The sequence below is a fragment of the Lysinibacillus sp. FSL W8-0992 genome, assembly GCF_038008685.1.
Taxonomy (GTDB): Bacteria; Bacillota; Bacilli; order Bacillales_A; family Planococcaceae; genus Lysinibacillus.
Genome location: NZ_JBBOZQ010000001.1, coordinates 2,418,179 through 2,429,766, shown reverse-complemented (window position 1 = coordinate 2,429,766; position 11,588 = coordinate 2,418,179). Strand labels below are relative to the sequence as shown.

10 protein-coding genes are annotated in these 11,588 nt (G+C 38.0%); 1 reads left to right on the top strand and 9 read right to left on the bottom strand.

All coding sequences use genetic code 11. The features are described 5' to 3' along the window. Positions 1 to 29: 29 nt before the first annotated feature. From grpE to NSQ74_RS12095, 4 genes are all read right to left on the bottom strand, one after another. Positions 30 to 596, bottom strand: coding sequence for a nucleotide exchange factor GrpE (gene grpE / locus NSQ74_RS12110; protein WP_340823605.1), 567 nt, complete (start codon positions 594 to 596; stop codon positions 30 to 32). 17 nt (positions 597 to 613) lie between these two features. After that, positions 614 to 1,642, bottom strand: a complete 1,029-nt coding sequence (gene hrcA, locus NSQ74_RS12105; RefSeq protein WP_340823604.1) for a heat-inducible transcriptional repressor HrcA — start codon at positions 1,640 to 1,642, stop codon at positions 614 to 616. Between the two features lie 89 nt (positions 1,643 to 1,731). Next, positions 1,732 to 2,877, bottom strand: coding sequence for a radical SAM family heme chaperone HemW (gene hemW / locus NSQ74_RS12100; RefSeq protein WP_340823603.1), 1,146 nt, complete (start codon positions 2,875 to 2,877; stop codon positions 1,732 to 1,734). Between the two features lie 244 nt (positions 2,878 to 3,121). Continuing rightward, positions 3,122 to 3,529: a hypothetical protein gene (locus NSQ74_RS12095; protein ID WP_340823602.1), complete on the bottom strand. Its 408-nt coding sequence runs from the start codon at positions 3,527 to 3,529 to the stop codon at positions 3,122 to 3,124. 241 nt (positions 3,530 to 3,770) lie between these two features. On the opposite strand from NSQ74_RS12095, the gene rpoN reads away from it, so the two are divergent. Then, on the top strand, positions 3,771 to 5,036 hold the full coding sequence (gene rpoN, locus NSQ74_RS12090) for an RNA polymerase factor sigma-54 (protein ID WP_340823601.1): 1,266 nt from the start codon (positions 3,771 to 3,773) through the stop codon (positions 5,034 to 5,036). A gap of 117 nt (positions 5,037 to 5,153) precedes the next feature. Here rpoN and hutH read toward each other — a convergent pair whose 3' ends face one another. Genes hutH through NSQ74_RS12065 form a run of 5 tightly spaced genes read right to left on the bottom strand, consistent with a single transcriptional unit; the run spans position 5,154 to position 11,575 of the window. Then, positions 5,154 to 6,659 (bottom strand): histidine ammonia-lyase, encoded by a 1,506-nt coding sequence (gene hutH / locus NSQ74_RS12085; RefSeq protein ID WP_340823596.1) that lies wholly within the window; start codon positions 6,657 to 6,659, stop codon positions 5,154 to 5,156. A 38-nt stretch (positions 6,660 to 6,697) separates the two neighbouring features. Then, positions 6,698 to 8,014 (bottom strand): Na+/H+ antiporter family protein, encoded by a 1,317-nt coding sequence (locus NSQ74_RS12080; protein WP_340823594.1) that lies wholly within the window; start codon positions 8,012 to 8,014, stop codon positions 6,698 to 6,700. Positions 8,015 to 8,034: 20 nt separating this feature from the next. Further along, entirely contained in the window at positions 8,035 to 9,204 is a 1,170-nt protein-coding gene (locus NSQ74_RS12075; protein WP_340823593.1) for a hypothetical protein, read from the bottom strand. 12 nt (positions 9,205 to 9,216) lie between these two features. Continuing rightward, positions 9,217 to 10,395, bottom strand: coding sequence for an amidohydrolase (locus NSQ74_RS12070; RefSeq protein WP_340823591.1), 1,179 nt, complete (start codon positions 10,393 to 10,395; stop codon positions 9,217 to 9,219). 16 nt (positions 10,396 to 10,411) lie between these two features. Beyond that, positions 10,412 to 11,575, bottom strand: a complete 1,164-nt coding sequence (locus NSQ74_RS12065) for a M20/M25/M40 family metallo-hydrolase (RefSeq protein ID WP_340823588.1) — start codon at positions 11,573 to 11,575, stop codon at positions 10,412 to 10,414. Between the last annotated feature and the right edge of the window lie 13 nt (positions 11,576 to 11,588).

The window sequence follows — 11,588 nt, the reverse complement described above, 5'->3', positions numbered from 1 at the left end:
TAAAATATTTTTTATTAATGATGCTTTGACTATTCGTTTACAGATACCATCGTTGGGCGTAATACGCGATCCTTTAAAATATAGCCTTTTTGCAACTCACGTAATACTACACCTTGTTCTTTTTCACTATCTTGTTCTTGCATGACAGCTTGGTGGACGTTTGGATCAAACTGCTCCCCTTCAGCTTTAATAACTTGCAAGCCTTCTTTTTCAGTTGCTTCCAATAGTGAACGGTAGACCATTTCGATGCCCTTTACAATTGATGTTGCTTCATCAGAAGTTGGTTCAATTTGCAAAGCACGTTCAAAATTATCTAATACCGGCAGTAAATCCTTTAATAGGTTTTGTGCACGATATTTTTCGGCAGCCTCACGATCAAGCTGTGAACGACGGCGTAAATTATCAAAGTCTGCACGCAAACGTAGGTGACGATTTTCCTCGTCATCTAGCTTCGCTTGCAACTCTGCCAGCTTTGCTTCATACTGCTCTTCCACTGTTAGTTCTACTTCTTGCGTTTCTGTTTGCTCTACAGTTGACTCGTTTTCAGCTTGTACATTTTCTTGTACAAGGTCTTTGTTTTCAGTTGTTTCAGTCACTTAAATCCTCCTCATTATCAATCACTACGATTCTTCGTAAAGGCTTGGGATAAATCCAAACGCATTACTTCAAGCAAAGCAACCACACGCTTGTAATCCATGCGTGTTGGACCAATAATTGCAATGGCTCCTTGTTGATCTTCACCTATTGAATAAGTCGTTGTTATGACACTACAGTTTTCCATTTCTAACTGCTTATTTTCCGAGCCAATACGAATATGAATACCCGATTCGTTCGGATGGAAGAGCGACTGCACTTGGCTAGTCGTTTCCATTAAGTCCAGAATCATTCGGACCTTATTTAAATCGTGGAATTCCGGCTGGTTGAACATATTTGTCTTGCCACCGTAGAAAATTTTACTTTCCGAATTTTGCATTGTAGCTGAAACGAGCGAATGGATAAAATCATCCGCAGATCGCACATGTTGTTGTAAAATGGCGAGTATTTCAATTTCCAACTTTTTATGGATTTCATCTAATGAAACACCAACTAAGCGTTCATTTAAGATGTTAACCATTTTTTCTAGTTCAGCAGCGGTAAAATTAGGTGGTAAACTAAACATGCGATTCTCAACATGACCGTTATTCGTTACGATAATCGCTACTGCAGCATCACTTGAGAGTGGCACAATAGAAAATCGCTTTACTCGATGCCTTTGGACATCTGGTCCTAAAAGAATCGATGTATACGATGTCAGCTCAGATAAAATATTGGCTGACTTTCGGATAATGTGCTCTACTTCTACTAGACGTTCATTGAATATCGATTGAATCTGCTGAATATCCCGAGAATTAATGCCCTGTGGATTCAACAAATGATCTACATAAAATCTATACCCCTTTTCCGAAGGCACTCGACCAGAGGAAGTATGTGTTTTTTCTAAAAAACCTAATTCCTCTAAATCCGCCATTTCGTTTCTAATAGTGGCTGGACTAAATGTAATCTCATGTTTTTTTGAGATTTGGCGAGAACCTACCGGCTGTGCAGACATAATAAAATCATCTACGATTACTTGCAATATCTGTAATTGCCGATTTGTTAGCATGATTATCACCTCTGTTAGCACTCAACTAAGAGGAGTGCTAATACTATTAATAAGTTATCAAATCCCACATTTTCTGTCAACGATATCGCTCAATCTTCTAGTAAAAATTGTTGAAAAACTTCATTTCCGACAAAACGCCCCTTGCGCGTAAGACGAATGCCCACTGTATCATGCTCTAAAAGACCTTCTGAAACTAGTTTATCAATGACTTGACCATAGCGGCTCATCATCGGCTCCTTAAATCTTTCTTCATATATAGCGTGTGCAATCCCTTCCGTTTTACGCAGTCCTAAAAACATTTGCTCTTCTCGCTGTTCTGTTTCCGTCACGACGTGATCCTGCATAATCGGCAAATCCCCTGCACTAACAGCATCCATATATTTTTTTAAAGGGCCATGATTTGAATAACGTTTACCATTTATATAGCCATGTGCGCCTGCACCAAAACCAGCATATTCATCATTTTCCCAATATATTTTATTATGGGTAGAAGCAAAATCAGTTTTGGCAAAATTGCTAATTTCATATTGCAAAAGGCCATGCGATTGCATTTCTTGCATAAGCACCTCATACATATCCGCTTCTAAATCTTCCGTCGGTAAGCTCAGTTTCCCTTTTGCATACTGGTTATAAAAAATCGTTTTTGGTTCCACTATAAGGGAGTACGCTGAAAAATGCGGTAGGTCAAGCGCGAACGCTTTTTCAAGTGAATCCTTCCATTGCTCCATTGTTTGACCTGGCAAGCCATACATTAAATCGATACTTAAATTTTTAAAACCAACCTTTTTTGCAAGTGCAATTGTGTCATAGACATGTGCATTGCTATGTGTGCGGCCAATTTTTTTTAATAATTCTTGGTTGAATGATTGCACTCCCATACTTAAACGATTGACGCCACCATCAAACAGAGCATGCATCTTTGCCTCTGATAATTCATCTGGATTCGCCTCTGATGTAAATTCTGTCACACTGTCCATCGGAATATACGTGCGAATCAGTTTGAGCAATCTCGTCAATTGTTCTGGAGATAGAGCAGTAGGTGTGCCACCTCCAAGAAAAATAGTTTCAATTTGTTTAAAACTATGCGGAAATTTTTCAGTAGCAAGCGCCATCTCCTTGCCAAGTGTTTCTATATATTCATCTACAGGTTGATTTTTAAAGTAAAACTTGTTGAAATCGCAATAGTTGCAGATTTGATGACAAAAAGGAATATGAATGTAAACACCCCGTGCCATAGCTATCCCTTCTTTCTAGTTGAGTTTTTCCATTTCCCCATTATAAACAAACGTTATGGAGAACGCCATGAATCTATCCAGATACATGAACGACAGTAAAAACTAGTTAGTACAAAATGATAATAAACTTTCAATAACATTAAAAACATTTGAATTGTTACTATAGAAAGAAGCCATTAATGGTAGCTTTAAAGACCTTTTGAATAAAAGAAAAGACCTCCTGGCAAAGCTTTGGAGTAAAATATTATTTAAGAAGATTAATTAACTGATCTGTTATTTCTTCTGAGATGGCATAAGTAATGTGTGTATCATTCACCTTCATTATGGTACTTTTTTGTCCTTTTTCCCCTAGCCATAGATGATAACCTTGCTTATTTCCGTCTGTATAACTGACTTTTAAATCAAACTCAGGCTCAGCCATATCCGCTATTCCTTCTCTCTTAACAGCGGTTGAGATGGCATTGTTAAATATATCGAGACTTTCTTTGTCTTTATATACAGTAAAAAAATTAGCATTCACTTTACCAAACCCACTTGATTTAGAGATACTGACCTTTGAAATATTTACCTCTGAAAATCTACTTTTATCATTTGATTGGCAAGCAACCAGAATGAATAACAATAATAAAACAAATAAAATAATTTTTTTCATATACCACTCCCCTTATGCCATTATTTTACTATTAAACTTAGACGAAACAAATCCTTTTTAATAAGATCCGAACTATTGCTTTTTTTCGTAATAACAACAAAAGTGTAATGAAAATTAATCTTCTATGTAAATCTTTTCATAAAAGGTAAACAGCAAAAACTAGTATAAAGTTGATATTTATCTGAAAATTCACTTAGTTTTATGATATGCTAATAAAAAGTGATAGACAGGAGGATTCATGATGGAGCCAATATTAAAACTACAACAGCAACAGAAAATGATGATGACACCTCAATTACAGCAGTCTATTGAATTACTACAATATAATACCCATGAGCTAGAAGAATTTTTATATGAACAACAATTAGAAAATCCGCTAATCGACCTACAAGCACCTACTTTTCAGGAAAAAGATTTTGGCACTACTTACAGAGCTTCTACAACAATGCCAAACGAATTTTATACAAAAATAGCTGAACCAAATGATCGCGAGGAATTATTACAATTAGCTACACTAACTTTCGTAGGTGAAGATTTACAACTTGCCCATACAGTCATTAAACATTTAGACCATAAAGGATATTCACCCGCACAGCTTGGGCAGATTTCAGCACAACAGCATGATCGTGCAATTCAACTATTACAGCAAATTGGACCTCCTGGAGTGGGTGCACGTAATTTGCAAGAATGTCTTTTGTTACAAATTGGCGAGAAGGACAATGATTTGCAACAACTTATTGAAAATGGTCTCGCTCTATTAGCAGAACGCAAATTTTCAGCGTTACAAAAAATGCTACAGCTTTCGAAGGATCAGTTATCAGATTGCATTAATCGGCTACAACAACTAACACCGATACCATGTTCGATAAGCCAAGAGAATGATACGTTGTATGTAATACCTGACATTATCGTTTTTAGAGAAGACGGGACATTACAATTTAGTTTAAATGATAGCTCACTACCGACCGTTCAACTCAATGATAGCTATAAAAACATCGCTTCTTTTTTACCTAACTCTGAGCAAAAATATGTAAAACAACATTTTAAGCAATTTAACTGGCTTATACATAGCTTACAGCAACGGCGACAAACAATTATTGCAATAATGTCTGTAGTTCTACAGCACCAGCAAGCATTTTTCGTTCATGGCCTACCTTCTTTGAAACCGCTTACCTTACAAGATGTTGCTACACAAATTGACATGCATGTTTCAACCGTAAGTCGAGCCATTCGCAATAAACACATACAAACGCCTGTTGGAACCTATCTTTGGAAAGATTTATTTTCTTCTAAAATAGACAATACGCAGGCACAACATTCTCAAACGTCGATTTTGGAAATGATTAAAAATATAATTACAGCAGAAAATAAACAAAAACCGTTATCCGATCAAAAGATTGCTGAAATTTTAGCGAACTCCCATCAAATTCAAATTGCGCGACGCACTATCAGCAAGTATCGCGAGGAACTAGGAATACAAGCGGCGAGTAAACGTAAGGAATTATAATAGATTACTCAATACTTAACGTTCGAAGTCCTTTTGAAACGAAAAAGAGAGTACAAGAACGAAAAATGTTCCCATACTCATACAGAGTGCCAGGCACCCAAACAATTCAAACAATTTCTACCCAATCGTTAAAATATCATTACTATTCAATAAATAGTTTGCCAGTGCCTCTGTTTCTTCACCAATCGCTTTATCCCCTTTTAAAGGTGGACAGAATGACCGTACAATATCTAAATATTTACGTGTTATTGGTGCTAATTGTTGCTCTGCTTGTTCTAAATAAATAGCTTGAGAAGCGGCAATTAATTCAATGGCAAGCACCCGTGCACTATTATGCACAATTTGTCGCGCTTGCCTTGCCGCAGTTGTGCCCATACTGACATGATCCTCCTGATTCCCAGAGGTAGGAATGGAATCGACACTCGAAGGATGCGCAAGTACTTTGTTCTCAGAAACGAGGGATGCCGCAACATATTGTACAACCATCAAACCACATTCAAGTCCTGGATTTGTTGCTAAAAATGGTGATAATCCACTTAATTGAGGATTTACTAAACGCTCCGTCCTTCGCTCAGAAATATTCGCCCACTCCGCTACGCCTACTTTTAAAAAGTCCATTGCAAGTGCAATCGGCTGACCATGGAAATGTCCTCCAGATAACACCTCACCATTTTCTAACACAATCGGGTTATCTGTCGTTGCATTGATTTCCGTCTGCAAACGTTGCTGGACATAATCAAAACATTGCCAAGATGCACCGTGAACTTGTGGCACACAACGTATCGAATAAGCATCTTGCATACGAACTGCACCTTGCGTCGTTATCCTTTGACTGCCATTTAGCCACTTTCGAATTCGATCACCAACCGTAGCAATTTCAGCATGAGGACGCACCGCCAATAAATCAGCATCAAATGCGGAAATAATACCCTGTAATGCTTCCATTGTTAGACATGCTGCCATATCCGCTACATAGCCAAGACGTTCAGCTTCATTAATCGTCATGACCCCTATGCCCGTCATCGCCTGTGTCCCATTTATTAACGCAAGCCCTTCTTTCGCTTGCAGGCGGACAGCGGTTAGCCCTACTTTTGTCAATGCTTCCTGTCCTGACATAACATGTCCATTTAATTCTGCTTTGCCTTCACCAATTAACACTAATGCGATATGTGACAAAGGCGCTAAATCACCACTAGCTCCAACCGAGCCTTGGGATGGCACAATCGGATGAACATTATGATTAATTAAAGCCACTAATAATTGGAGTGTTTCTTGCCGAATGCCGGAGTATCCTTTTGCTAAAGCATTGGCACGTAAAACCATCATCGAACGAACAATGGTCGTTTCCAATGGCATCCCTACACCAACCGCGTCAGCGCGTAGCAAATTCAATTGCAATAATTCATTATCCGCTTCGGCAATTTGGACATCGCTTAGTTTCCCAAAGCCTGTATTTACTCCATAAATAGTATGTCCATCCGTTAATCTTTTTTCAATTCTAGCACGGCTTGCTTGCACTCTTTCTAAAGCATTCGGTGCAATGGCAACTTGAGCATACCCTCTCGCTATTTGATCAATTTGTGTTGTCGTTAATGTATGTCCATCCAACTGAATAACTTCCATTTAAAACTCCACCCCTTTAATTGTTACGGATCTTCCTTCTATAAAACCATTGCTGCGATAATGCCAAATATAAATAAAGGGATATTATAATGTAGGAATGTCGGTACACATGTATCCCAAATATGATTATGCTGGCCATCTGCATTTAACCCTGATGTCGGACCTAATGTACTATCAGACGCTGGAGAACCCGCATCCCCTAAAGCACCTGCTGTTCCAATAAGTGCAGCGGTTGCAAGCGCACTAAACCCGACTGTCGCGCACAACGGCACGAACACTACAGCTAAAATTGGAATAGTTCCAAAAGAAGTTCCAATTCCCATCGTTACAAGTAAACCGATAAATAATAAGAGGATAGCCATAATAAGTTTACTTTGCCCTGTCATACCAGTCATTGCTTCCACAAGCTCCGTAATGGCATTTGTTTCTTTTAAAATCGTTGCATAGCCTGAGGCAATGAGCATAATAAAGGCAATAACCCCCATTAGTTTCACGCCATTTTGAACCACTTCTTCACTATCTTTAATAAATACTACACGGCCAACAAACATAATGATAATGCCTGATAATGCGCCTAAAACTAGGGAGCTTAATGATAATTGAATGCCAAGTGCCACAAAAATTGCGACGATCGCTATCCATCCTTTAGCATCCAAAGTAGCCTTTTTATTTTCTTTCTTTGCTTGCTCATAATCTTTAATATCTTCTTCAAGCTGTTGATATTCTCGAGGCTTTCGATAAGAAATAAAGACAGCAATCGCTAATCCAACGAACATGCCAATGGCTGGAATGGCCATCGCTTTCGGTATTTGACTTTGCACAATGGCCATCCCATTAGCTGTCATCTCATTGGCAATAATCCCTTGAAATATTAATCCATAACCAACAGGAATCCATAAATAGGGCATTTTCAAGCCAAACGTTAGGGCAGATGCCAATGCACGACGATCCATTTTTAATTGATTAAAGAAAAATAAAAGTGGCGGTATCAATATTGGAATAAAGGCAATATGTACGGGAATCAGTGTACCTGATAAACACGCAATGATTGCCAACGCAAATATTAAAATGTATTTATTCGGTTTTTCAAGTGACAATAATTTTTGTATAAGAATGTTTGCTAAGCCGGAATGCGCGATTAATGCAGCAAAAATTCCTAACAATATATAACTTAAAGCCGTCTCAGACTGACCGCCCATACCACTAATAAAGATAGATATTGTTTCAGAAAGCGATAAATTCGCAACAAGCCCTGCAACAATTGCCGCAATTATTAATGCAAAAAGCACATGAATGCCACATAAACTTAAAACGGACAACACAATGACTGAGATTAAAACAGGATTATCTAACATCTACATCCCCACTGTCTGTTTTATATTGTTTTAATCAAAATACTTGCTATAATAACGCTTCCCAAGGTCACTGTCGTAAACCCTCCAACAAGCATTGGCGTAATAATTTCATTGAATATTCTTTTCTGTTCCTCTTCTGTTTTGCCAATGCTCCTACTTACTTCCTCACATACAATGTAATCACCTGGAAAGCCGAATGTAGACGTTAATGCGACAGGAATCCCGAGAAAAGGATTCACCTTCAATAGCTTAGATCCTAATAATCCCCCTAACAAAATGCCAAGTACCCCTACGAAAAGAATCGTTAAGACAGCAGGTAACTTATCAATAAACATCTCAAAAGTAATATCATTCATCATGCCGATAATGATAAAAATAATGCCCGCCATCCCTACAGTAAAACTATTTGATTTCTCCATAACACGTTCAGGATAAAATTTCACTAAGCGACCAATAATACCAATTGTCAACGCCCATAAGCTATACGGAATACCAGTATATTTAGCTAATACAACTGCAATCGCACCACCAATAAACAACATAAATAGGAGTACTAAAGGAGTTTGATATTTTTTCGGTATTAATAATTTCTCATCATTTTCTTGATTAAACGCAACATTGCCAGAGGCTTCGAATGCACCGCTTTTCATTTGCTCGTTAATCGTAGTAGCATGTTTGCGTAACAATAGATTAGCTAGCGGAATACCAATTAAAGACTGCAAAGCCATAATTAATGCAGGGATGGTCAATAAACTAGCTAAACCCAATTCTTTTATGCCCTCTGAAGTAATTAAAACTGCAATAATGCCTCCATTTAAAGGTCCTGTACCTGCAACCGCTGTTTGATAATCAAAAAAAACGGTCACAATCGTTAAAATAAAGAGCGAAGCAAAAAACATGCCCATAATTGCAATTAATACAGCCCTCCATTGCGAGCGAATCATACGTAAAGGAATTAAAGTTCCCATATGAACTAAAATAGGAGCCGTTCCTAATAATGCGCCAACTGTTAAAAATGTCGAGTTTTCAAGCAAATCTTTTGGAAAAATTCCAAGCCACAATAAAATCAAATAGCCCATCATTGCCACAAAAAGCATCGGTACTCTAGCTTTACTAATAACGGAAATGATTTCTCCTAGCGCAATGAGCCCTAAAATAATCATCGCTGCAATTACAGGTTCTTGAACCATTCTATCTCCCCTTTAACTATTCAATGTTAAAGCTGTATGAACAAAAAGTTTTAAGCCAATTGCTAATGAATCTTCATTAACTGCAAATCTAGGATGATGATGAGGATAATTTAATGTGTCATCGTCAAAAGCTGCTCCAATCGCGATAAATACACCAGGCACTTTTGTTAAAAAAGCCGAGAAATCTTCTCCACCCATAAACGGGCCGATGTGTAAAATGGTCTCTGGAGTAAAATGCTGTTGTATAACCTCTTCCACTACGGCAGTTAGTTGTTCATCATTTATGACTGATGAATAACCGTTATGATATGTTAAGTTATAATCAGCACCATGTGCAGCAACGGTATGTTGAACTAGCATTTCTATTTGTTGGGCAATGCCTTCTCTCACTTGCTGTGAGAATGTTCGCACACTCCCACCTATTACTAACCGATCTGGAATAATATTTTTGGCACTGCCCGCATGAAACTCCGTTACCGCGAGTACCGCTAGCTCTTGCGCATCAATTTTTTGCGGAATAATTTGATGTAATACATTTGTAATTTGCGACCCTATTAAAATCGGATTAATAGAATCTTGAGGTTGAGAAGAGTGCCCTCCCTTTCCGATTATTTCTAAGTCAAATGTATCTGAATTGGCTGTAAAAGGTCCTGCACAAATGCCTATTTTTCCTGTAGGAAGTGTTGAAAATAAATGCAATCCTATAACGTGATCTGCACCATCTACTACACCAGCTGCCACCATTTCTTTCGCGCCACCTGGAAATAATTCCTCTGCATGCTGAAAGATGAATCGAATTTCTCCTTTTAATGATTGCTTCAACGTAGATAAAATTTTAGCAGTGCCTAGTAACATAGCGGTATGTCCATCATGTCCACAAGCATGCATAACACCTGCAACTTTAGAAGCGAATGGTAAATCTGTTTCTTCTTGAATCGGTAAAGCATCCATATCTGCTCTTAACGCTAAACAATTTCCTGGTAAATTCCCCTTTAAAACAGCTAACACACTTGTCTTTGTCGGCCTCGTTACGACTAAATTTCCAAATGAAATTAACTGATTGTAAACAAAATCTGCGGTAGCATATTCTTCATACGACAGTTCAGGATTTTCATGTAAATATCTTCTCCACTGTAAAATTTGCGGTACCACTTGCTCTATTTCTTTCGCTACATTTAAAGTGCTTGTCATGTAACACTCTCCTCCTTTAATTTTTATGGCGCTCATACCACTGCTCAATTAATGCCGCTGTTAATCTACCAGTATTGACTAAGTTTTCAATACTAATATTCTCTCTAAAAGAGTGAATATTCTGAAATCCATTCCCAAGCGTAATACACGTCAATCCATGTTCATTTAATACATTCGTATCTGCGCCGCCCAATGTTTTCGTTAAATAGGATGAAACACGAATATTATTAGCCGCTTTTTTTACAGTTTTAACGAGATCATCTTCCTCAGAAATATTAAATCCAAGATACTTTTCTTCAATGCGCACCTCGACAGTGCCTTGATGTTTTTGTGCTGCTGTTTCCATCGCCATTTGCATCTGTTTTAATTGTGCATCCAATTTCTCTTTTGAAAAGCTTCTTACTTCGCCACCAAGTGTTACTGAACCTGGTATTATCGACGTAAGCTCTCCACCACTTATAATTCCTATATTTGCTAATGTTTCACTATCAATTTCTCCTAGCTCCATTGATAAAAGCCCTTCGGAGGCAATGATAAATGCATTATTCCCTGCATCCGCATTTAACGCAATATGGGCAGCATTACCTTTCACAGTGAACCAAATTCTACTACTGTATGGACCTTGTAAAATGATTTGGCCAACATCCCCGCTACTATCAAAAATATAACCCTTTTTACTTTTTATCTTGTTATATTCCATATATTTTGCACCTACTAAACCTGCCTGTTCATTTACAGTTAAAATGAATTCAATCGGTCCATGTGGGACACTACTTTCATTAATGGCACGCATCGCTTCGATATAAGAAGCAAGTGCCGCTCGATCATCCGCCCCTAAAATCGTCGTACCATCTGAATAAATAATCCCATCCTTGATGATAGGCTTGAGGTGTTCTGTTGGTAACACCGTGTCCATATGCGTAGAAAAGAATAAAGGTGGAATGGTATCATCTGTTCCTGGATGCCAAGCAATTAGATTTCCAACTTCACCATTAAAATGTTCATGTGCTTCATCAAATGTTAATTGAAAGCCAAGCTTCGGTAATTCTTTCTTTAAATACGCTGCTACTAGACTTTCCTTGCTACTAGGACCATTAATTTGAGCCATTTCTAAAAACAATTGCACTAACTTATCCTCATCTACATGTGACGCCGCCTTCGATGCAAATTCAATTGTCATTACTAGTTCTCCC